17 protein-coding genes are annotated in these 22,810 nt (G+C 41.4%); 10 read left to right on the forward strand and 7 right to left on the reverse strand.

Going from position 1 to position 22,810, the window contains the following annotated elements; genetic code table 11:
* Positions 1 to 16 precede the first annotated feature (16 nt).
* Complete coding sequence (locus tag H6G79_RS24425; protein ID WP_190592531.1) at positions 17 to 1,132, reverse strand: thiamine phosphate synthase; 1,116 nt, start codon at positions 1,130 to 1,132, stop codon at positions 17 to 19.
* A gap of 242 nt (positions 1,133 to 1,374) precedes the next feature.
* On the opposite strand from H6G79_RS24425, the gene H6G79_RS24430 reads away from it, so the two are divergent.
* Complete coding sequence (locus H6G79_RS24430; RefSeq protein ID WP_190592530.1) at positions 1,375 to 3,174, forward strand: DUF1565 domain-containing protein; 1,800 nt, start codon at positions 1,375 to 1,377, stop codon at positions 3,172 to 3,174.
* A 131-nt stretch (positions 3,175 to 3,305) separates the two neighbouring features.
* On the opposite strand, the gene H6G79_RS24435 is transcribed toward H6G79_RS24430, so the two are convergent.
* Entirely contained in the window at positions 3,306 to 3,845 is a 540-nt protein-coding gene (locus H6G79_RS24435) for a L,D-transpeptidase (RefSeq protein WP_190592529.1), read from the reverse strand.
* 960 nt (positions 3,846 to 4,805) lie between these two features.
* On the opposite strand from H6G79_RS24435, the gene aroC reads away from it, so the two are divergent.
* From aroC to H6G79_RS24470, 7 genes are all read left to right on the forward strand, one after another.
* Positions 4,806 to 5,894, forward strand: a complete 1,089-nt coding sequence (gene aroC / locus H6G79_RS24440) for a chorismate synthase (RefSeq protein WP_190592528.1) — start codon at positions 4,806 to 4,808, stop codon at positions 5,892 to 5,894.
* Between the two features lie 128 nt (positions 5,895 to 6,022).
* Positions 6,023 to 7,828, forward strand: a complete 1,806-nt coding sequence (locus tag H6G79_RS24445) for a hypothetical protein (RefSeq protein ID WP_190592527.1) — start codon at positions 6,023 to 6,025, stop codon at positions 7,826 to 7,828.
* A gap of 61 nt (positions 7,829 to 7,889) precedes the next feature.
* Positions 7,890 to 8,150, forward strand: a complete 261-nt coding sequence (locus H6G79_RS24450) for a SemiSWEET transporter (RefSeq protein WP_190592526.1) — start codon at positions 7,890 to 7,892, stop codon at positions 8,148 to 8,150.
* Positions 8,151 to 8,624: 474 nt separating this feature from the next.
* Positions 8,625 to 9,608 (forward strand): ABC transporter ATP-binding protein, encoded by a 984-nt coding sequence (locus H6G79_RS24455; protein WP_190592525.1) that lies wholly within the window; start codon positions 8,625 to 8,627, stop codon positions 9,606 to 9,608.
* 320 nt (positions 9,609 to 9,928) lie between these two features.
* Positions 9,929 to 11,440 carry a polysaccharide biosynthesis/export family protein gene (locus H6G79_RS24460; protein ID WP_190592524.1) on the forward strand — a complete coding sequence of 504 codons (1,512 nt, stop codon included), beginning with the start codon at positions 9,929 to 9,931 and terminating at the stop codon, positions 11,438 to 11,440.
* An 86-nt stretch (positions 11,441 to 11,526) separates the two neighbouring features.
* Complete coding sequence (locus H6G79_RS24465; RefSeq protein WP_190592523.1) at positions 11,527 to 13,182, forward strand: alpha/beta hydrolase; 1,656 nt, start codon at positions 11,527 to 11,529, stop codon at positions 13,180 to 13,182.
* Between the two features lie 449 nt (positions 13,183 to 13,631).
* Positions 13,632 to 14,462, forward strand: coding sequence for an SPFH domain-containing protein (locus H6G79_RS24470; RefSeq protein ID WP_190592522.1), 831 nt, complete (start codon positions 13,632 to 13,634; stop codon positions 14,460 to 14,462).
* 241 nt (positions 14,463 to 14,703) lie between these two features.
* Here the strand turns inward: H6G79_RS24470 and folP are convergent, their stop codons facing one another.
* The gene (gene folP / locus H6G79_RS24475; protein WP_190592521.1) at positions 14,704 to 15,543 is read right to left on the reverse strand and encodes a dihydropteroate synthase; all 840 of its coding nucleotides are present in this window, start codon (positions 15,541 to 15,543) and stop codon (positions 14,704 to 14,706) included.
* A 229-nt stretch (positions 15,544 to 15,772) separates the two neighbouring features.
* Positions 15,773 to 16,498, reverse strand: coding sequence for a triose-phosphate isomerase (tpiA, locus tag H6G79_RS24480; RefSeq protein ID WP_190592578.1), 726 nt, complete (start codon positions 16,496 to 16,498; stop codon positions 15,773 to 15,775).
* Positions 16,499 to 16,903: 405 nt separating this feature from the next.
* Between tpiA and H6G79_RS24485 the strand changes: the two genes are divergently transcribed.
* Positions 16,904 to 17,506, forward strand: a complete 603-nt coding sequence (locus H6G79_RS24485; protein WP_190592520.1) for a hypothetical protein — start codon at positions 16,904 to 16,906, stop codon at positions 17,504 to 17,506.
* Positions 17,507 to 17,584: 78 nt separating this feature from the next.
* Positions 17,585 to 19,033: a GTP-binding protein gene (locus H6G79_RS24490; protein ID WP_190592519.1), complete on the forward strand. Its 1,449-nt coding sequence runs from the start codon at positions 17,585 to 17,587 to the stop codon at positions 19,031 to 19,033.
* 261 nt (positions 19,034 to 19,294) lie between these two features.
* On the opposite strand, the gene cobW is transcribed toward H6G79_RS24490, so the two are convergent.
* From cobW to H6G79_RS24505, 3 genes are all read right to left on the reverse strand, one after another.
* Positions 19,295 to 20,335 (reverse strand): cobalamin biosynthesis protein CobW, encoded by a 1,041-nt coding sequence (gene cobW, locus H6G79_RS24495; protein ID WP_190592518.1) that lies wholly within the window; start codon positions 20,333 to 20,335, stop codon positions 19,295 to 19,297.
* 213 nt (positions 20,336 to 20,548) lie between these two features.
* Positions 20,549 to 21,589, reverse strand: a complete 1,041-nt coding sequence (locus H6G79_RS24500) for a DUF2157 domain-containing protein (protein WP_190592517.1) — start codon at positions 21,587 to 21,589, stop codon at positions 20,549 to 20,551.
* A gap of 371 nt (positions 21,590 to 21,960) precedes the next feature.
* Positions 21,961 to 22,764, reverse strand: coding sequence for an ABC transporter ATP-binding protein (locus tag H6G79_RS24505; RefSeq protein WP_190592516.1), 804 nt, complete (start codon positions 22,762 to 22,764; stop codon positions 21,961 to 21,963).
* Positions 22,765 to 22,810 lie beyond the last annotated feature (46 nt).

Consider the following 22,810-nt stretch of genomic DNA (forward strand, 5'->3'; position numbering starts at 1 on the left):
TGAGTGCTGAGTAAGTTTAATTTTGAATGATTTCTGATTGTGGTCTGACGCGATTTAGTTGAGACAGCAAGTATTGGGTAACAAGCGTTGGCTGTTCGGCTTGCATGAGCGATCGCACTACTGCTACCCTTTCGGCACCAGCATCAATGACATCATTGATATTATTGGCATCAATGCCGCCAATGGCAAACCAAGGGATAGGGCTATTTTGGGCGGCGTAGCGGACATATTCTAAGCCAGATGCGGCTTTACCTGCTTTGGTAGGAGTTTCGTAAATAGGGCCGACACCGATATAATCTGCACCTTCGTTAATGGCTCTGTGCATTTCTTCCGAATTAGTGGTAGAACGGCCAATTATGCGCTGTGGCCCCAATAATTGACGCGCCAAGGCTATGGGCATATCTTGTTGCCCTAGATGTACACCATCAGCATCTACAGCTAAGGCTAAATCGACGCGATCGTTCATAATCAACAAAGCGCCATAAGCATGACATAGCTGCCTGAGTATAGTTGCTTGTTCCAGCCGCACAGTATCATCGGAATTTTTATCGCGGTACTGGACTAAAGTCAATCCGCCTTTGAGTGCAGATTCTACAGTGGCGAATAAATTGTCTGATGGAGATGTGACTAAATATAAATGCGATCGCCACAATAACTGATGACGTTGATACCCCATTAAACTACTTTCTAGGGTATAAACCCGATAGCGCATCTGCTTAAAAGCTTTGCCCATATTGGAGCTATATAGCTTGCCATATTCTTCCAACACCCGCAATGCTTCTTGAACACGGCAAAAGTTAGCTTGCAACAGCGACTTAATACTAGCGCGTTGTTCTTCTTGGGGATGAGATAAATCAGTGCCGATATCACCTACTGTATCTCGCGCTGCCCGGATTTCTGCTGTATGCCACTTTGCTAACTCTTGTCGCAGGTATTTACATTCTCCTGCTAACTGGGCATTATTCAAACCAAAACGACACCACTCCTCGATGATGCGTAAACCTTCACGAGTGCGGTCTAAATTAGCATCTAATATGCGGTAAACAATTTGCTGTATTTGCTCTTGTTGGCTATACGGCTCGACCATTACCACAACTCCATTAGTGCTTTCATAATAGTCAGCCTCTTTCATATATGCAATGTTTTTAGCATCATTAATTTACTAAGCAAGAGTTATGAAGAGTTGAGTACTGGAAATTGGGTTTCGGTCTTGAGAAAACTAATTTCCCATTCCCTATTCCCGACTCCCCACTCCCTTCATTAATTACTTTGTCTTTAAAATAGCCAATAGGTCAATATTGTGGGTAACATTATCGACATATTACTGTCTAAGGGTATAAGACTTTATTGTTATTTCTTAGGAGTATGGTAAAAATGGTGTCCCCCAATGTATCAGGTCAACATTATAGACTGGCGCTCAAGCTGATAACCATTGATCAACTGCATCCATCTTTAAACTTAGCTATACCGATAGCTTTTGGTTACTCACTTTTGCTGTGTATGTTTGGTATGGGAGTGGCGAGTTTAACTTTGCTGGCAATTAATAATAGTGCCGTTGCTCAGATGCCATCTCTACCGAATAGAATGCCCCTGGGTGAAAGACCAATTTCTCAGGTTAATGTACTGTTTGTCAACCCAAGTATCGGGGATGACACCACAGGTAATGGTAGCGATCGCACACCGTTAAAAACTATTACCCAAGCTTTGCGTGTTGCTCAAGGCAATACAGTCATTATGCTGGCTCCGGGTAATTACAGTGAAGAAACTGGAGAAACCTTTCCTTTAATACTGCGCCCTGGGATTTCCATTCAAGGTGATGCAGCTAACAAAGGTAGTGGAATTACAATTCAAGGTGGTGGATTGTACCTGAGCCGCAGTTATGGCGGACAAAATGTCACAATTGTGGGTGCAAATCAAACTGAATTAACAGGGGTGAGTGTGACGAATGCTAATCCCCGTGGTTATGGTTTGTGGATTGAATCAAGTAATCCTGTAGTCTCTGAAAATACATTTATAGGAAGTACCCAAGATGGTGTAGCGGTGAGTGGTAATGGCGCACCGACAATTAGTAAAAATTATTTTTATCGAAACGGAGCTAATGGTATTACCCTGAGTGGTAGTTCTCAGGCGAAAGTGCAAGACAATATTTTTCAAGAAACTGGTTATGGCGTAAATATTACCCAAAATGCCGCGCCTGTGGTTATGGGTAATCAAATACAAAACAATCGTTCGGGAATTTTAGTCCAAGGCAAAGCCCGTCCCATTGTCCGCAATAATGTAATTGCCGATAGTAAAGAAGATGGTTTAGTAGCGATCGCCCAAGCTATGCCAGACGTAGGTAATACTACAGAAGTTGGTGGTAATGAATTTCGTAATAATGCCCGCTATGATATCAATGCTAGTGCAGTTCAACAGGCGATCGCTGCCACTGGCAATACTTTAACTAGCAACAAAATTACAGGTAAAGTCGATCTGAACGCGCCAGCTACGACTGTTGTAGATAACCCCCAACCAACCACACCAAACACAACTATTTCAACTATTCCCACCAATCCAGAAATTACTGTTTCTCCCACTGAAGTTGCTCCCACACCCAATCCCGTCGCCAAATTACCCACTACAACCATCAAACCCAAATCCCCCCAACAACTACAACTAACTCCTCCCCGTGGCGGCTTCCCAGTTCCCAGCAGCTTAGTAGGAACCCAACCAGTAACAAACAACCCACCAGCTTCTACAGCCCAACCAGCATCATCACAGTTCAACTACGTGCAGATTGACAGGAACACCATTGAATTTACTGCACCTGCGTCAGTCCCCAATACAACCATTTCTCCCGGTAGTGCAGCTTTGTTACCCGTTCCTGATGGTAACGTTCCCCTAGGTAATACTGCCAACCTGCGAAAAGTCCCGCTTCCCCAAACCAATACAAATACATACACTCAAAGTTATTTACCGCCTACCAACAACACACGTTACCGCGTCATTGTTGAAGTAGCCAACGAACAAGAACAGGAATTAGTAAAATTTGTCGCCCCTGGTGCATTTTCTACCATCTGGAAAGGGCGCAGGGTGATGCAAGCAGGCGTATTTAGTAATCGTTATAACGCTGATGAGATGTTAAAAAATCTCACTAACAATGGCTTACGCACTATTATTGAACCGTTGAATTAAATCAGTAGGGGCGAATGGTTTTTCGCCTCTACCGTGAGCAAAACATCACCCCCATACCCTTACACCCTTACACCCAGTTTCCACAGAACATCTTTGTGCGTAAGTCTTATTACTGCCTAATTCCTAGAGATTTAGCGTTTCACAATTACTAACGTTCCTGGCTTTGTCCAGTTGTACAATTTCCGCGCTTGCTTGACTGGCAAATTCACGCAACCGTGGCTAACGGGAGTACCAAAACGGTTATGCCAATAAGCACCATGAATTGCATAACCTTCATAAAAATACATTGTATAAGGAACATCAGGAATGTCGTAACCTCTACCCCGCATTCTGTTAGTGCGATGTTTCGACTGGATATGAAATCTACCAATGGGTGTAGGGGTAGCTCGTTTGCCAGTAGATACAGGGAAGGAATAAACTAGCTTTTGGCCATCCCAGGCACGTAAACGCTGCTGAGATAAATCAATTTCAATGCGGCGAGTTTGAGACAGTTGCCGACTGTCAGATATTTGAATGTTGTTGTTATTGAGTGAGGCGGCTGCTGCTATCACAGAATTGGGATCAGCCGTTGTTGGTAGCGCCGAGGAGAAAAAAGTTGCTAACAGCAGCGCCACACCTGTACAAAAATTTCCTGAGCGACGAATTCCAACATTACTAGTTTGGGTTCGCATTCTGCATCACCTTCTAACAACGCAAAAAATATTGTTGTAGTTTTGATAAACACTACAAATTGCCAAAACAATTCCTAGTTGTTTATGCGATATCTACAAGGATGGTCTGCCAATACACCAATACCAGTATCAGGTGAGACTAATAAAGTAGCTACGTACCAAGGTTGGATCTTACTGCTAGGTCTGAAGGCGTAGGAATGTGAGGATTTTTATCACCTTCATTCATACATTTCTATACCTTTGTGCCTAGAGGAGATGAGACCTCTTGCTGCTGAACTTCTCTCAACTGAGTTGGAGTATTAACAGTGATTTATTTCACTTTGTGAGTTTGAAAACGTGCAAACTACTCAATTACGATATTTGCACTTGTAATTTTTCCCAGGATTTACACAAACAGAGATAACCTGACTATAGCAATCTAGTTTCTATTTCTAACTTCAAGTTAAGTGATAGCAATTCCGGAGTGTGACTATCGTAATGTCTTGAATTGCTGTCATTACAACGTGCAGAGTTAAACTTAGGATATTCCAAAAAATTGCACAATTCAGTAATTAATAAACACCTCAGACTGGAAGTCTGAAAACTTTTTAAGTAGGTGGACACAATTATTTAGAAGACGCATTTCGACTTCTCCCCAAGGGAGACGCTACGCGAACGCTCAATGCTCGATCCTTGAGAAGACGAGGGTTGAGCGCAGCGATGCACTGAGCTTGTCGAAGTGTCGAAACCCGGCAACTTCAAGTTAGGTTTAATTTAGTCCTTCTACTTAGTGTTGTATTTAAAACTAGTAGATCCTCCTAAATCCACGCCACTTGCTACAACGGGGGGAATCTCCGCAACGCAGTGGCTCCCCATAGCGTTACTTTGATGTGTTTCCCTCCTTATCCCTGATTCTTGAAACTTAACATTTGCAAGAACTCTCGGTAAAATACATAAGCCTTATCCTTTTTCCTCACAATCATGGGCAATACTTTTGGGCATCTGTTTCGCATTACTACTTTTGGTGAATCCCACGGCGGCGGTGTGGGAGTTGTCATTGATGGTTGTCCTCCGCAACTGGAAATCACAGCAGCAGAAATTCAGTTTGAGTTAGACAGGCGGCGGCCAGGACAAAGTAAGATTACCACGCCGCGCAAGGAAGCAGACACCTGTGAGATTTTGTCTGGGGTGTTTGAAGGAAAAACTCTAGGTACACCGATCGCAATTTTAGTGCGGAATAAAGACACGCGATCGCAAGACTATGATGAGATGGCGGTGAAATATCGTCCTTCCCATGCAGATGCAACCTATGATGCTAAATACGGAATTCGGAATTGGCAAGGCGGCGGTAGGTCTTCGGCGCGTGAGACAATTGGTAGAGTCGCCGCAGGTGCGATCGCTAAAAAAATTCTCCGACAAGTTGCTAATCTAGAAGTGATTGGTTATGTCAAACGCATCAAAGATTTAGAAGGCATTGTTGACCCTAATACCGTCACCTTAGAACAAGTAGAAAGCAACATTGTTCGCTGTCCTGATGCAGAATGCGCCAATCGCATGATTGAGTTAATTGAGCAAACTGGCAGACAAGGTGATTCTATTGGCGGTGTAGTCGAATGTGTTGCTCGTAACGTACCGAAAGGTTTAGGCGAACCAGTATTTGATAAGTTAGAAGCTGATATTGCTAAAGCCGTGATGTCACTTCCTGCTAGTAAAGGTTTTGAAATTGGTTCTGGTTTTGCTGGGACATTATTAACAGGCATTGAACATAACGACGAATTTTATATTGATGAAAATGGTGAAATTCGGACTGTAACTAACCGTTCTGGTGGTATTCAAGGCGGTATTTCCAACGGCGAAAATATCATTTTACGAGTTGCTTTTAAACCCACCGCCACTATTAGAAAAGAACAAAAAACAGTAACTAATGAAGGTGAAGAAACAGTATTAGCCGGCAAAGGCAGACATGATCCTTGTGTGTTACCCCGTGCTGTACCAATGGTAGAAGCAATGGTGGCGCTGGTGTTGTGTGACCATTTATTGCGAAATCACGGACAGTGTAAGGTGTTGTAATCAAGACTTTGATAAATGCGGTAAATACTTATGATTGCTGGGCGGATATTTTACTCGCCCTTTTTTTGTACTGTTGCTATAGTAGCGAATAACACCTTTAACTAAGTGCGATCGCATCTACTATCAATATGGATACAGAATCGGAAATTCGGCTTAAACACTTCACTGCACTCAAGTCTAAATATCAAGCAACTAATTATCAAGATACTTCACCATCTAGCCTGCTATATCTCATACTACGAAAAGCTAATTTATGTATTGAGTTAACTGAGCTAGAATTTGATTGGTTAAAAGAGCAAGCACTTTTTCAAACTTTTGAAACTATTTACCAACAGCAACAATCTAATTTAGACGAACTTAAAAAATTAGAAAATGAGTTTTCCTATCTTAAATCTCAGTATCAAGTACCTAAAAATTTGAGAGATTTTCAAAATATTAGTACCACTCTTTACCCAATTCTGTGGAAGCTTCACTCAGAAAAAGCACTTACTGATTCTGAGCTTGAATGGCTAAAAAATAATCACCTTGGTGTGATAATTTCTCTGATTAATAAGATGAAATTAGAAAACCATTTTTTTACTTTGAAGAAAAAGTACCAAGCTACTAAATATCAAGGTTTATCATCTTATAGCCCACTGTATAAAATTCTCAATAAACTGGAGAATAAGCAAACAATCAACCATCTTGAGTTGGAATGGTTGCAAAAAAGAGAACTATTTGAAACTGTCAAAATTTTTGAGCAACAAGAGGCAGAAAAGCAAACAAAATTTGTTCAGTTAAAAATAACTTATCACGCAGATAAACATATAGATATATCATTATCTAGTCCATTATACTCTATTTTACAAAAGCTAGATAGTGATGAAATATTAAGTGATTCAGAATTAAAATGGTTAGAAAAAAAAGGGCTAACTGAAACAATTACTATTGCTCAAGAGTTAGAAAAAACACGAGAATTTAAAAATTTAAAACTTAAGTATAAAGCACATCAATATGAAGACTCATCACCCAAGAGTCATTTGTATAAAATTCTTAAAAATCTGGAGAGAGAACATAAGTTACGTGAGCAAGATATTAACTTTCTCAAAAAACGCAAGCTCACTGACACTATACAAATTGCCAATGAACAATATATCTCTCTTCTAAAATCTAAGATACATTTAGAAGAGTTACCTAATGATTTAGAAATTGAATGGCTGAAAAATAACGGACGCGAAGATATCATTGTTTTAGCTCAACAGAAGCACTACGCTATTCTCAAAAGAAAATATGGATTGATAGAACCTAATCTACCAATGCACCCCTTTTATGAAATCATGCTAAAACTAGAGAAAAAAGAACGTCTCGATATTGTATTAGTCACTCAGTTAATAGAACAAAATATGTTGTCTCGTGAGGGCAAGATTGCAACTGCACACTCTAGATTAGAAGCGGAGTTTTATGAGCAAGAAATTATGCGGACTGGTAATAACTGGAATATACCTAATGCTAGTAGTTATTGGCGTAAGGCTAATGAGCCAGAACAGGCATTAAGAGTAACTGAATTAGATTTGAATAAAGTCAAAGAAAATAAGCTAAAGTCAGCAATTTTAGTTACTAGGGGTGGAGCATTTAGAGATATGAATAACTTAGATGAGGCTGAAAAATGTGCAAAAAAAGCTATAGATTTTCATTCAGATAGTTATCAACCTTATACCTTGCTGGGCGCAATTTATTACGATCGTTTTGAATATAGTAAAGGTGATTATTACTTTGATGAAGCAATAAAACGTGGGGCTAAACCTGGAGATATCGATGATGAAATAAAACGAATATTTCGCAGCATAAAAGATGAGGAAAACCGTCATAAAGCCGCAATTTACTTATTAAATAAAGACCCGAATCGCTATGAATGGGCTAAATGTTATCTAAAAAAAATAAAAGCTAAGAAATAATAAGTGAAAATATAAAATCATGTTAAAATTATCCTGATAAACTGTTAAATATCAGTCTAATATGGATTTTTTGACAATTTTAGGGTTAGTTGCTGGGGCATTAACTACCATTGCATTTCTGCCCCAGATGTTTAAAATATGGAAAAGCAAATCAGCAAAAGATGTATCTTTTGTAATGTTGATTACATTTATGAGTGGTTTATTATTGTGGTTAATTTATGGCATTACTTTACAAGCCTTGCCTATTATTATTGCTAATGCCATATCATTTATATTTAACCTGATAATTTTATGTTTAAAACTGAAGTATAAATCAAATTAACTTCAAAAAATTGGAAATATATGAATCATCTATGATTTATGTACTAGACTGGTAGGTAATATCGCTTTATTCTCTCCATAAGTGCGAATGTCAGTCTGGTAGAGAAAGATGCTGCGTTACGGCTAATTATCACTCTCTTCATTTCTAAAATCCTTGTATAGCCGTAACACACCCTACTTAAATATTTACCTTATAAATATAGCAGTTCTACATCATTCATTAACCAAAATATCCCCGATTTCTTGAAGAAGTTGGGGATCTGAGCATCTCGATTTTCACAAATCAAATACGATTGCTATAGCTTCTGAGAATTTCAGAAAAACGTGCCATTTTTTAATTTGTCTATTATAAAGGTACTGATAGTGAAGTACCAACACTTCTGCAAGCGGTAAGTGTTGGCTTCCTGTCTCATTTGCCATTGCTCTGTTGTCTTAATGCCAAGAACTTTTCTAAACATTCTCTTAATTTTTGACAATGACATCTGTTATTGATACTCCAGAATCTCAACCGCAACCTACGGGTGTTCCGCCAGTTGTTGCAACTTATGATTTGCGAAAAGTTTATCGTACTGGCTTTTGGTTGAATCAAAAGATAGTATCTCTCAAAGGCTGTTCTTTGACGGTTTATCAGGGCGAAACTTTTGGGTTGTTGGGGCCGAATGGTGCGGGGAAAACGACTTTATTAAAATTGTTGTTGGGAATTATTCGTCCAACGGCGGGACGGGGATTATTATTAGGTAAACCATTAGGCGATCGCCAAGTCAAGCAAAGTATCGGCTATCTGCCAGAAAACCCTTATTTATATGATTATCTCACTGGCTGGGAATTTTTAGAGTTAGCGGCGGGAATCTTCCAAATTCCGAGGAGTTTCCAGCGTAAGCGCATTCCAGAACTGTTAGAATTAGTCGGTTTACCTGTAGCAGATGCCCGCAAAAAACAAATGCGGCGTTATTCTAAGGGTATGTTACAGCGTGTGGGTATGGCGCAGGCGTTAGTTAATGACCCAGAAGTGATATTTCTGGATGAACCGATGTCTGGTCTTGACCCCCTGGGACGCTACCAAATGCGTGAGATTATTTTAGGGTTAAAAGCCGCCGGGAAGACTATCTTTTTTAATAGTCACATTCTGAGTGAAGTTGAGCAAATTTGCGATCGCATCGCCATTCTCGCCAAAGGTGAATTAGTTTGTGCTGGTTCTCTGGATGAATTGTTAGGCAATAATCATGCTTACCAAATCAAAGGTAAAGGTGGTGATAAAGAAGTTCTACACAAATGGCTATCTAACTTGACATTTAGCCATAATGGTTCTTGGCAAGGCACTTTAACAGATGACTACTATGATTTTCTCGATAGTCTTCGCTTAATGGAAGGTAAAATTATTTCTTTTGATTTAGCGCGACATTCCTTAGAAGACTTTTTTATTCAAAAGATTCAACAGCAAAATACATCTGTTCAGTAATTTTTGATATTCAATAACTCATTTTAAATTTTCGATTTCAGATCCCTGACTTCTTTAAGAAGTCGGGGATCTGAATCACTTACGTAGATTGTAAATTGCTATCAAAACCTGTATTAATAAATGCTGAATCCGTGTCTCAGTAAGTTAGTCTTTAAGCTAACTTTATCAAAAATTCAAATCTCATAAATAATTATGCTTCCGGAAAAGAGTATCCTTCAAGGAAAATAAGATTGTCGGGGAACAAGAATACTTAAGTATAGTCAAGATTAAAATGTTTAGACAGTACTTTGCCGATCGTAGTCTCAGATTCTAAGGTAAATATGTTTAACACAGGTTTATTGAAATTCCTCACCCAGTCATCTATGGGTGTGGCTTTTTGCACAGCTATCAATTTCGCTGTGTCGCCCGTCAGCCTAGCTCAGGGACAACCAGTATTACCAACTGCAAAGCCAGTAATTCCAACTTCACAAACAATCCCGCCGAATAGAACACCTGTTATCCCAACGCTACAACAGGTCTCACCAGCAACATCTCAACAATTAGATACAACTTATACTTTGGGTGGCGGCGATCGCATCCGGGTGAATGTATTTGAAGTACCAGAATACACAGGAGAATATCAAATTCCTCCCGGTGGAGCCATTACTTTACCTTTAATTGGTAGTGTGCCATTGCAGGGTTTAACCACTGAACAAGCATCGGATGAAATTGCTAGAAGGTACTCCCGCTATCTCAAACGACCGTTAATTTCCGTCAACCTGTTATCATCCCGCCCGATTAACATTTTTGTGGCGGGAGAAGTCACAAGACCAGGTTCTTATACTCTCACCCTCAGTGGTGGTGCAGGAGATAACCCTGGCGTACAATACCCAACCGTATTAGCAGCGTTAACGACAGCCCAAGGTGTAACTCTAGCCGCAGATGTCACCCAAGTAGAAGTACGACGCAAAGTTGGCAGAAGTGGGGAACAGCGCGTTACCCTCAACTTAAAAGAGGCTGTACAAACTGGTCAAGTCGGTCAAGATATTACATTACGGGATGGTGATACCATCTTTGTTCCAACTGCATCTAGCTTCGACAAAGCTGAAGCCCGTAATTTAGCCGCCAGCAACTTTGCAGCTAGTCCCAGCACACCCCGCACAGTCGCCATTATTGGTGAAGTTAACCGTCCCGGTTCTTACTTGGTGACGACAGGTGGCGGTGGTGCAGAAGGAGGAGCAGGTGGTTTACCTACTGTCACCAGAGCCATTCAATTAGCGGGTGGAATCACCGGACAAGCCGATATTCGCAGTCTGAAACTCCGCCGCCCCACCAGAACTGGTAGTGAACAAACTATTGATATTAACCTCTGGCAATTACTCCAGAGTGGTGATGTCAATCAAGATATTATTGTCCAGGACGGAGATACGATTGTTATCCCCACTGCTACTGATCTTACTGCCGCAGAAGCAACTCAATTGGCGAATACAACTTTATCTCCCAACACTATCCAAGTTGGTGTGGTGGGTGAAGTCAAACGGCCAGGCTCTACAGACCTTAAACCGAATAGTTCTTTAAACCAAGCTCTATTAGCTGCTGGTGGTTTTAATGATGCCCGCGCCAGCAGAGGGGCTGTAGATTTGATTCGACTAAATCCTGATGGTTCTGTCACCAAACGGGTAGTCAAAATCAATTTTGCTGATGGTATTAATGAGGCGACTAATCCCATTCTGCGAAATAATGATGTGATAGTAGTGAGTCGTAATGGTCTGACTAAGACTAGTGAAACTTTAGGTGCGATCGCTAGTCCCTTTGGAATTATCTTTAATTTCCTCAGATTATTTGGACTTTAAGTTTAATTCAAGATACAGCTAAAAATTGGGGACAATAATCATGGTTTATACGTCCCCATAGCTGGTAATCTTTTGGTTCAAAGAAAATGGCAGGTTCTTTGCAGTTTCCCAAAAATCATCCTTGCAAGAAAAAACCCTTGCAAGGATTGTTGTTTAGTGCGAGTCTTGTGTTGAGTTGGGTTTGGGCAATACCCGCTACTTTAGCCGCAGAAACAATAACTATTCGTTTCGGACTGTTTCAGCAATCTGTGGCGATCGCGGATATCGAAAAATTTGCTAAAACTGGAACATTATCCCAAACTCTCCAAGCTTACGAATCTTTATTTACTCCAGAATTACGCGGCTTACTCAATCGACGAGTCCAAGTAGATCCTAAATTTGCCGACAAATTTGTTGATGAATTAGTTCTCTTACCCCAAGGTAAACAGTTAATTACATCCTTAGCCGCAGCTATTCCCGGTAGTAGCGTCGAAAGCCTACAAGCAACAATGAGTATCGGGTTGCGTCAAGTGAATGGTTTGAGCGTGGTCAGTTTCCTCAAAGCTTATCCCACAGAAAATATTGACCTGGATGCAACTCAATTATTACAAATTGCTACAGAATTTAACCCCAACAACTTACAAAGCCAAGCCCTCGGCAGTATCTTAGCCCGAAATTTAACAGTTAAAACCAACACACCTTTTCAACCAAGTTTTGACCCCGCAGCCACTGGTCAAGAAGCAGTAGAACAGCAGACTCTCACCTTCCCAGACAAACAGCGTCAACGCAGTATCCCGGTAGATATTTACTGGAGTCAAAAAACCGACACTACAGCACCATTAGTAGTAATTTCCCACGGCTTTGGTGCTAACCGGAGATTTGCCAGCTATTTAGCGCGTCATTTAGCTGGTTATGGCATTACTGTTGCTGCTATTGAACATCCTGGAAGTAATGGTGCAGCAATTAATAACGCCGCCAACCAAGGAAATTTAGCCAAATTACTCCCAGCAACAGAATTTATTGAGCGACCCAAGGATGTGAGCTTTTTACTCAACGAACTGGCAAATCTTAATAAGCAACCAGGGCAATTGCAAGGCAAACTCAACACAGAAAAAGTGTCTGTAATTGGTCATTCCTTGGGGGGTTATACAGCTTTAGCTTTGGTGGGTGGAGAACTTAATTTAGGAGAAGTGCGACAATTTTGTAAAACTTCCTTGAGTTTGGTTGATCCCCTTGGTGATTGGTTACAGTGCGCCGCCGCATCTTTAAAAGAAAACAAACTTCAGTTGCGAGATGAACGAGTTAAAAGTGCGATCGCTCTTAACCCCCTCACAGGTAAACTCTTTGGTAAACAGGGACTTTCTCAGATTAACAAGCCTGTATTAATTTTGACTTCAACTGAAGATGCCTTAACCCCTGCCTTAAATCACCAAATCCGACCTTTTAGCCAGTTAAAGGGTAATAAATATTTATTAACCGCCATTGGTGCAACTCATTTAAGTATTCTTGACCCCACATATTCAGCAGGCGAAACTTCCACAATTGTCAAAGAAAAGCGCGGTGCAGAAACCCAAGCCTTGCGCCAACTCCTGCGCGGTGTCAGTTTAGCTTTTGTCAAGCAACTCACCCCCGAAGCGAAAACCTACCAACCATTTTTAACAGCCGGATATGCACAGTCTCTATCTACACCAGAAATCCCCCTACGCCTGAATGCCGACTTACCAAGCAATGTCAAACCTTGGCTAGATTTGGCAGTGAAGTGAATCAGCAGGAGTCAGAATTCAGAATAAAATCCCCAAACTGAATTCTCATAACCTAATCATCATTTAAATTGCACCATGTTCATGGTAATCAAAGCTGCCAACCCGCTCACCGAGCGAAGTCGAGGTGGTCGCCGAGCGAAGTCGAGGTAGTCACCGAGCGAAGTCGAGGTGGTCGCCGAGCGAAGTCGAGGTGCTGCAGTCTTGATGATCAGTTTTTTACCTGACAAGATATTATACGGTAAATTTCTTGCCAGTATGTTATCAAGGTGCTTTAATAACGATCGCATTCTGCCAATCAGTTTTATCTGCTTAAAACGTAGCAAATACACAGATGCTAGGTTTGTGAGCGAGTGCGTATAAAAGCACAAACTCAAGAGACTAGACTAAAAGGTAGGACAAATACCATATCCTTAACAGTTAATTCTCCCAATTGCTAAATAGGAGCATCTATGGAGCCAATTATTGCTATAGTCTTAGCCCTTGTAGGCTATGCGTTAGGGTCAGCCAAAATTATTAATGAAGGTAATGAAGCCTTAGTTGAACGCTTAGGACAAAGACACCGCACACTCAGACCAGGCTTAAACTTTATCGTGCCTTTGGTGGATCAGATTGTGATGGAAGACACCACCAGAGAACAGATTTTAGACATTAAGCCCCAGAAAGTAATTACTAAAGATAACGTTTATTTAGAAGTAGACGGTGTTGTCACTTGGCAAATTACCAGTATGGAAGACAGCTTTTATAAAGTTGAAGATGTGCAAGTGGCTCTTTCTAACTTAGTCACCGTCGAACTCCGTACCCACATTGCCGACAGAAGCCTAGCAGAAACAACTTCTGCCCGAAATCAAATGAATCAATCGCTGTTGCAGATTGTGAATGAAACTAGTAAAAAATGGGGCGTGAAGATTATCCGGGTGGATATTCAAAGCATTACACCCCCAGAAAGTGTCCAGAAATCAATGGCAGAACAACAAGCGGCGGAAATTAAAAAACAAGCTGTTATTTTAGAAGCTGAAGGTGATAGACAAGCTGCTATTAAACGCGCCGAAGCCACCAAAGAATCTATCCGCATTCTTTCAGAAGCCATCACTGCTAAACCAGAAACCAAAGACATTCTCCGCTATTTAGTAGCTCAAGAACATCTAGAAGCTAGTCAAAAACTTGGCGCTAGTAACAATGCCAAAATCGTATTTCTCAACCCCAGCGTCTCTGAAGGCGCATTAGATCAAATGCTGGGTGATACGGTAGGTACTGAAGGCAATGGGAATGGTCAAGCTTAAAAAAGTGCTGAGTGCTGAGTGCTGAGTGCTGAGTGTCCTATGCTGAGTGTTCGCGCAGCGTCTCCGACAGGAGAAGTAGAAGTGTGAGTGCTGAGTCAAAAATACTAGCCCCTAGCCTCTAGTACAGTGCGGCGTAAATAAACAGACCATCTGGAATTTCTAAAAGGCTTGTGGTATCACTATTCTTTCTTTTTCCTTTTGACTTTTTACTTTTGCCTTCTTGTACTAACCCCTATCCCTTTTACCTAAAAAACGTATCCGCAACTAGCGAGACTTCACGCATTTCTTTGACATCGTGAATTCGCAGAATATCCGCACCATTAGCAATAGCAGCACAACAAGCGGCTGCTGTTCCCCAGATGCGGGCTTTGGGATTTGGTTGATTGAGAATGCGACCAATAAAACTTTTACGAGATACGCCTGCTAAGATGGGACACTTTAATTGTGTGAGCGATCGCAAGTTACGCAAAATCTCTAAATTCTGCTCATAATTCTTAGCAAAACCAATCCCAGGATCAATAATAATTTTTGCTTGGTCGATACCTGCCTTGGTTGCGGCCAAAATTTGTTCTGTTAAAAAACTCGCAATTTCTCTTAGTAAATCTTCATAATCTGTCATTTGTTGCATTGTTTCTGGTGTTCCCCGAATGTGCATCAACACTATCGGCACACCTAAACTCGCCACTGTCGGCAACATCTCATCATCAAATGTCCCGCCGGAAATATCATTCACAATATCTGCCCCAGCTTCTATTGCTGCTTTTGCTACAGATGCTCTAGTTGTATCTACAGAAATCGGCACTGTCATTTCCGAGCGTATTGCCTTGATGATGGGGATAACTCGCTCTAATTCTTCCGCCAAACTAATTTGCTCTGCCCCTGGCCGCGTTGATTGCCCACCAACGTCAATCATGTCAGTACCAGCCGCCACCATTGCTTGGGCTTGAGCCAAAGCCGCATTTGTACTATTAAAATCCCCGCCATCACTAAAACTATCAGGTGTCACATTCAGCACACCCATTAAATACGTGCGTTGTCCCCAAGCAAAACAACGCCCACGAATAGTTAAATTACTGGGCATATAGGAATCCGATTTGATTTCTGAATCTATTTGTGTAGGCAGGGAGTAGGGAATGGGGAGTAGGGAGTAGGAAAGCAGCCTGATCTGAGTGTACTGATTTTTTTCATAAATCAAATATGAGTCCTATACAAAGCGATAAAGTCTAATTCTTTTAACTTTTGACTTTTAACTTTTGACTTAATCAAACCCATTCCCTGGCGCTGCCAGGGAAAAGGCATTGCATATAAGATTAATGATAGTTGACAATCCGGGCAAAACTTTCAGCTTCCAGACTAGCTCCTCCCACAAGCACGCCGTCAATTTCTGGTTGAGCCATGATCTCATCAATATTATTTGGCTTGACTGAGCCGCCATATTGAATCGGAACATTGGGGTTTTTTAACTGACTGCGAATTAAGCCAATAACTCGGTTAGCTTCTGTCGCTTCACAGGTGTCACCAGTTCCAATTGCCCAAATGGGTTCATAAGCAATCACTAAATTATCTTGATCTACATTTACTAGGTCATGTTCTAGCTGAGTAGTAATTAGTGATTCAGTTTGCCCTAAATCGCGTTGTTGTTTTGTTTCCCCTACGCATAAAACTGGGGTTAAACCGTGTTTTTGAGCAGCTTTCAGACGTAGATTAACTGTCTCATCCGTTTCACCAAAAAATTGCCGTCGTTCGCTATGACCGACAATTACATAACGGACACCAATTTCTGTCAGCATCGGAGCGGCAATTTCACCAGTATAAGCTCCAGAGTCTTCCCAATGAACATTCTGCGCTCCAAGTTGTACACGGCTACCATGCAAACTTTGAGACAAAATGCTTAAATCGGTGAACGGAGGACACAATAATATTTCTCGCTCTTCGGGCGTGTTGTCTAAATGAGGCAGAAACCCTCGCAAGAAATCTTGAGTCTCTGCCTGGGTTTTAAACATTTTCCAGTTACCAGCAATAACAATTTTCCGCACAGGTGATGTAGTCAAATTCCTAACGCTAATAGATGCACTCTTCACTCTACTACTTTTTCGGATCACCCGATGCGACGGGAAAAGATGACATAGAATTACTAGGTATCACACTCATCAAGAATAAGACTCTAATATCTAAAAAGTTTGTCCTTGGTTATTTGTCCCTTGTCCTTTGGTCAATACAAATGACTAATGACTAATAACTGATGACAGTCTCAACTAAAGCAGGACTTACGCAAAATCATGAAAAAACGTAGACGCGCAAGCGGCTTCCCGCAGGGTACCGCAAAGAACGCATAGACGCGATAGCGGCTTCCCGCAGGGTAGGACACGAAGTTAAGAGCATTTGAGAGGGTTATTGCGTAAGTCCTATAAAGAATGTGCAATTTAAACTCAACATAGCTTATGCCTTATAGTCAATTTACCATTGACAGGTTGAAACAAGATTTTCGCCTGATGATTGTAGAGGGAGTACGATTTTTCCCGGAAAATATCGAACCTGTACATCCCAGTTCCAGACTGCAAGCTATTTTAGAGGATTTGCCTTGGGCGATCGCAGTTGATACAGAAAAAGCCCGTTCTGAAGTAATTATCAATCCTGTACTGTTAGAAGTACGCCGCATTCTCCATTCGTCCATCAGCGTGTTTTCAGGGGAAGAGTTTAACGTTGATGCGAGTATTGGACTTAATGGTGTCTGTGACTTCCTCATTAGTCGTTCGCCTGAACAGTTAACAGTGGAAGCACCCGCAATTGTAATTGTTGAAGCGAAAAAATCAGATTTAAAATCAGGACTCGGACAATGTATTGCAGAAATGGTGGCTGCACAAAGATTCAATGAAGCCAAAGGACAGCCTATCACAAGCATTTACGGTACTGTCAGCAGTGGCACGCAATGGCGATTTCTCAAACTCGAAGGGCAAACAGTCACCATTGATTTTAGTGATTATCCCCTGCCTCCGGTGGAGAAAATCTTGAGTTTTCTGGTGTGGATGGTGAAAGCAGGTTGAACAGTGAATTTTATCGCCCCATATCCTGTAAAAAATAACTAGGATAAAAATGAGGTAAATCAAAAATCTCCGGTTAACATGCCTTCTAAATTGCCAGAACCAGACCAAAGTAATTCGCCTAACTGGGAGGAAGAACTAGATAGTGCCATTTTTAGCTTTGAAGATATTCAAGCGGAACTGAATTATAAACAAGCCCAAACAGCACTGCGAAACTTGGTGAATAATCTTGACCTGACACCACAAGAAAAGGCAGGCTTAGAAACCGAACTGGCTGATTTAGAAACTATGCTGGCCAAGTTAGACCGGATGGTTGTGCAGATTGCGGCTTTTGGGATGGTAGGACGGGGTAAATCATCGCTGTTGAATGCTTTGGTGGGACAACCAGTATTTGAAACAGGCCCTTTACACGGTGTGACTCGTGCTGCACAACGGGTTAATTGGAGTATTCACGAAGAAATCATCGGCACAAATGAACGGGCTTTGCGTGTGACTTTACCGAGTGTGGGTCAATCTCAGGTAGAACTAATTGATACCCCTGGGTTAGATGAAGTTGATGGTGATACTCGCGCCGCCTTAGCAGAACAAATCGCCAAACAAGCTGATTTGATTTTGTTTGTGATTTCGGGAGACATGACAAAGATAGAACACCAAGCCCTTTCCCAATTGCGAGAAGCGGGGAAACCGATAATTTTGGTGTTTAACAAAGTTGACCAATATCCCGCCGCCGATCGCTTGGCAATTTATGAAAAAATTCGAGATGAACGGGTAAAAGAATTACTCACGCCTTTAGAAATTGTCATGTCAGCCGCCTCGCCATTGGTAAAAACGGCGGTAGTTCGCCCTGATGGTGGTCGGGGTTTGCAGTTGCGTCCCGGAAACGCCAAAGTCGAAGAACTCAAGCTGAAAATATTAGAGATTTTGCAACGGGAAGGTAAAGCTTTAGTGGCGCTGAACTCGATGTTGTATGCTGACACTGTAAATGAGCAACTGGTACAACGCAAACTTTTAATTCGAGAACAGAACGCCAATCAATTGATTTGGAAAGCGGTGATGGCTAAAGCCCTAGCGATCGCTCTCAATCCGGTGACAGTCGTAGATATACTGAGTAGTATCGCTATTGATATTGCTTTGATTTTAGGTTTATCGAAACTCTACGCCATCCCCATGACTGAAGCTGGCGCTGTGAAACTATTGCAAAGAATAGCCTTGAGTATGGGTGGTATTGGTGTAAGTGAATTACTAGCCAACTTGGGCTTGAGTGGTTTGAAAACCTTACTTGGTATTTCTGCACCAGCTACAGCAGGTGCCACCTTAGCACCTTATGTCACCGTTGCACTCACCCAAGCAGGCGTGGCTGGTGTCTCTTCTTATGGTATTGGCCAAGTCACAAAAGCTTATTTAGCCAATGGTGCAACTTGGGGGCCAGAAGGGCCAAAAGCAGTCATCAGCAAAATTTTAGCGAATCTCGATGAAGCCTCCATTCTCAACCGCATTAAAGATGAGTTGCAATTGAAGTTGAAACTTTGACATACTTAGGACTTACGCACCAAGATTGGGTGTAGGGGTGAAAGGGTATGGGGTGTAAGGGTTTTGAATACTTACACCCTCATACCCCTGTACCCCAATACGGTTCGGTTAACAAATGTATCTGTTGAGGTGAGCAGGGGGGCGGAGGAGCTTCAGGTGCAGGGGAGAGCGTACCTTCCTTCCCCCTTTCACCCCTGCACCCCTGCACCCTTGCTTGCCTACACAAATAAGTTTCTTATCCGAACCGTATTGCCGTCTACCCTACAAAGCGACCAGTTGCGATTCTATTTCTGTGGAGTTCAAATCACGGCCGATAAAGACTAAACGAGTTTGTCTTGTTTCTGTTGCTTGCCAAGGACGGTCATAAAATTTTTCAAAGCGGTTTCCTACGCCTTGCAAGACTAAGCGCATAGGTTTATTGGCAACTGCGACAAAGCCTTTGATGCGGTAAATTTCTTGTTGATTTACCAGATTTTGCAATTGTTGTTGGAGTTTTTCTGGGTCAAAGGTGCGGTCTAAAATGACGTGTGTTGAGGTGATTTCGTCGTCGTGGTGGTGGTCTACTTCGCTGTCGTGATGGCTAGGACGGCTATCTAAATTATCTTCGACGGCGGCTTGTAATCCTAATAATACGGCTGGATCGATTTGGCCGCGATCGCTCTCGACCATTTTCACTACTCTGGGCAATTCTTGTTTGACTAATTGCTCGACTTGTGCTTTGGTTGCCGTATCTACTAAGTCAGTTTTACTCAACACGACTAAATCTGCACAGGCGAGTTGGTCTTCAAATAACTCTTGCAAGGGTGTCTCATGTTCTAGACTATCATCTGCTTGACGTTGGGCAGCGATCGCGTCTAAATCACTGGCAAATGTCCCAGCCGCTACGGCTGCACAGTCCACTACCGTAATGACTGCATCTACGGTTGCAGCATTGCGAATTTCTTGCCAACGAAAGGCTTTAACCAATGGTTTTGGTAAAGCTAACCCAGATGTTTCAATCACAATGCAGTCAATATTGTCCCGCCGCTTGATTAACTCTTGCATTGTGGGATAAAACTCTTCCTGCACAGTACAGCACAAACAGCCATTGGTTAACTCAAAAATATTACTCCCGCCAGTTTCATCTTCGGGGCAGATTTGACAAGATTTCAACAACTCGCCATCAATACCCAATTCACCAAATTCGTTGACTAAAACGGCGATGCGACGACCTTGGTTATTTTGTAAGAGGTGGCGAATTAGGCTGGTTTTACCACTACCTAAGAAGCCTGTAATTACTGTAACGGGGATTTTTGTTGCCATGTTTTTACTTCAAAGGGAAATGGGGAATTGGGAATAGCTAGTTAATGTTCATCTTTCCATTTGCTGTTCCCATTGCTTCAGCTTGGTAATCTTATCTAATTACAAATCTGGAGAAAAGACAATCTTTGTGCTGAAGTCCTAAAAAAACCCTTGTGTTCCGTATCACTCAATTCTGGGGACTTACTTAGGGCTTGCTGTCTTGCCAAAAAATTATTACTCTCTGGGTAAAAAGCGTCTCACATTTTCGGGTAATAACCGTTCTAGAAAAGCTTCAATATTCCTACTATTGCGTTGATATAAAGTTCCTAAATAGATAATAAATATTCCCAAAACTGTGAGTGCAACCGGAAATAAAAGGGCATTTTTAAAGATGCTATAAGCTAGATGTCCTAAATAACCAAAAACACCCATACCCCCAAACACAATAAAAACTTTTCGCCTTAACAAAACCGACAATAACATTAACCCTAAATTAATCAAACAATAGATAAATTTTTGCAACTCATTACTGTCTCCCATTAAAGTTAGACCCCACCAAAAAGCCAGTAACCCAAACAAATATAGCCAAAAAGCATAATCTCCATCGCGTCTGCGGGTGCGGATATCTACCAGATAAGCAATCACAATACAAGCAATTCCAAACCATACAGAAACTACTAACCTTAACTGCCAATTGTAGGTTTTTTCGCCAAATAATAATGGTGTGATATCCATAGACATAAAATATAGAGAAAAGGCGATGGGGGCTATCAAAAAAGGAAACCGCACAAACTTGATGGCAATTAAACCCGCGATAATAGTTCCTAACTCCATCAAAAACCAACTGCCTTTAATCCAAGTATAAAAATCTTGATATGTACCGGGGTTATCTTGAATCCAAAATCCGGTTGCACGTTGTAGTCCGTAAATTGCTAAAGGAGTCAAGCAAACTGCAATGGTAAATAGCAAACCTCCAGGAATTTTCATTTGTTGTCGCCACCAAAGATTGCTGCCGGCAAGCACAAAGAAAAAGGCATAAATACTGGCTAACAAAAAAATACCTACGCCACCAAATGATTCCCATGCTAATGTCATGAACCAAGTCATGGCTGAGATCACAATTAACGCCCCAAAGTAATAACTAACATTGACAAAATTAAATTGTGGGCGTTCACTGTTTCTCAGGGAAAGTGCATTCCACAACGCACTGGCTTGTTCTTCTGTAATTAAGCCTTGGGAAACCGCCCAATCTAAGTCTTCCCGATAAATTTTCATAGTTTGGAGTCAGATTTAACAGCAATTGTGATTATACTCAACCTTTAGCGGTAATAATCTGCTGTTGACTTCCAACTAAAAAAATATCCGATGACTGTGTAGGCACTTTCCTACTCCCGACTCCCCATTCCCTATTCCCTACCTACACAAATAAATTCAGAAATCAAACCGAATTCCTGTAGATAGGAATCTGCGGGTTAATAGTGTCCCAACCAGCCGGGTTTCGACACTTCTCCTACCGGAGACGCTACGCGAACGACAAGCTCAGTGCATCGCTTCGCTCAACCCTCAAAGATCGAGAGTTGAGCGAAGTCGAAACTCGGTTTACTGGTACTTTATTTTCATGCAATTCCCATACTGTGATTCACTCATCAAGAATTGCACATTCTCATACCCTTACGCCCGATGGGAACACACATCGGTGTTCCGACAATTGGATCAGGCACAATCCGACATTCTAAGCCAAATACTTCTTGTACCATCTCCTCTGTCATAACATTTTGTGGTTCTCCAGCCGTAAAAATTCTTCCTTGTTTGACAGCTACTAAATAATCTGCATAACGACAAGCTTGATTTAAATCATGCAGCACCATTACAACAGTTCGTCCTTGATGCTGGTTCAATTCATATAACAAATCTAATACTTCTATTTGATGCGCTAAATCTAAAAAAGTAGTCGGTTCATCTAATAATAAAATATCTGTATCTTGTGCCAATGCCATTGCAATCCAAGCACGTTGTCTTTGTCCACCAGATAAAGTATCTAAGGCTCGATTTGCTAAATCTAATAAATTGGTAATTTCTAGTGCTTGTTGGACAATTTTTTCATCTTTTTCTGACCATTGCTGCAACCAGTTTTGATAAGGGTAACGTCCTTGTCCTACCAAATCTCGGACGGTTAGCCCTTCTGGCGCTAGAGGATTTTGCGGCAAGATTCCCAATTGTTGGGCGACTTCTTTGGTGGAAAGATTAAAAATAGATTGACCATCAAGATAAACTGTACCACCATAAGGTTTTAAAAGTCTGGCTAACCCTCTTAATAAGGTGGATTTACCACAACCATTTGCACCGACTAAAGCACTAATTTTACCACCAGGAATTGCTAAATTCAGGTCACGAATAATTGGCGCACCATCATAAGCTAAAGATAAACTTTTCGTTGATAATCCTTTCATATTTTTTACCATCTTAAAATTAATCAAAATCGGATTTTTATCTATT

The sequence above is a fragment of the Anabaena sp. FACHB-83 genome, assembly GCF_014697485.1.
Lineage (GTDB): Bacteria > Cyanobacteriota > Cyanobacteriia > Cyanobacteriales > Nostocaceae > Nostoc_B.

What these genes read in the sequence shown, in the direction of transcription:
- cobW (WP_190592518.1), bottom strand. Translation starts at nt 20,335, where the DNA reads ATGGCAACAAAAATCCCCGTTACAGTAATTACAGGCTTCTTAGGTAGT.
- H6G79_RS24500 (WP_190592517.1), bottom strand. Translation starts at nt 21,589, where the DNA reads ATGAAAATTTATCGGGAAGACTTAGATTGGGCGGTTTCCCAAGGCTTA.
- H6G79_RS24430 (WP_190592530.1), top strand. Translation starts at nt 1,375, where the DNA reads ATGGTGTCCCCCAATGTATCAGGTCAACATTATAGACTGGCGCTCAAG.
- H6G79_RS24450 (WP_190592526.1), top strand. Translation starts at nt 7,890, where the DNA reads ATGGATTTTTTGACAATTTTAGGGTTAGTTGCTGGGGCATTAACTACC.
- H6G79_RS24490 (WP_190592519.1), top strand. Translation starts at nt 17,585, where the DNA reads ATGCCTTCTAAATTGCCAGAACCAGACCAAAGTAATTCGCCTAACTGG.
- H6G79_RS24425 (WP_190592531.1), bottom strand. Translation starts at nt 1,132, where the DNA reads ATGAAAGAGGCTGACTATTATGAAAGCACTAATGGAGTTGTGGTAATG.
- H6G79_RS24505 (WP_190592516.1), bottom strand. Translation starts at nt 22,764, where the DNA reads ATGAAAGGATTATCAACGAAAAGTTTATCTTTAGCTTATGATGGTGCG.
- H6G79_RS24460 (WP_190592524.1), top strand. Translation starts at nt 9,929, where the DNA reads ATGTTTAACACAGGTTTATTGAAATTCCTCACCCAGTCATCTATGGGT.
- H6G79_RS24470 (WP_190592522.1), top strand. Translation starts at nt 13,632, where the DNA reads ATGGAGCCAATTATTGCTATAGTCTTAGCCCTTGTAGGCTATGCGTTA.
- H6G79_RS24445 (WP_190592527.1), top strand. Translation starts at nt 6,023, where the DNA reads ATGGATACAGAATCGGAAATTCGGCTTAAACACTTCACTGCACTCAAG.
- aroC (WP_190592528.1), top strand. Translation starts at nt 4,806, where the DNA reads ATGGGCAATACTTTTGGGCATCTGTTTCGCATTACTACTTTTGGTGAA.
- H6G79_RS24455 (WP_190592525.1), top strand. Translation starts at nt 8,625, where the DNA reads ATGACATCTGTTATTGATACTCCAGAATCTCAACCGCAACCTACGGGT.
- folP (WP_190592521.1), bottom strand. Translation starts at nt 15,543, where the DNA reads ATGCCCAGTAATTTAACTATTCGTGGGCGTTGTTTTGCTTGGGGACAA.
- H6G79_RS24465 (WP_190592523.1), top strand. Translation starts at nt 11,527, where the DNA reads ATGGCAGGTTCTTTGCAGTTTCCCAAAAATCATCCTTGCAAGAAAAAA.
- H6G79_RS24435 (WP_190592529.1), bottom strand. Translation starts at nt 3,845, where the DNA reads ATGCGAACCCAAACTAGTAATGTTGGAATTCGTCGCTCAGGAAATTTT.
- H6G79_RS24485 (WP_190592520.1), top strand. Translation starts at nt 16,904, where the DNA reads ATGCCTTATAGTCAATTTACCATTGACAGGTTGAAACAAGATTTTCGC.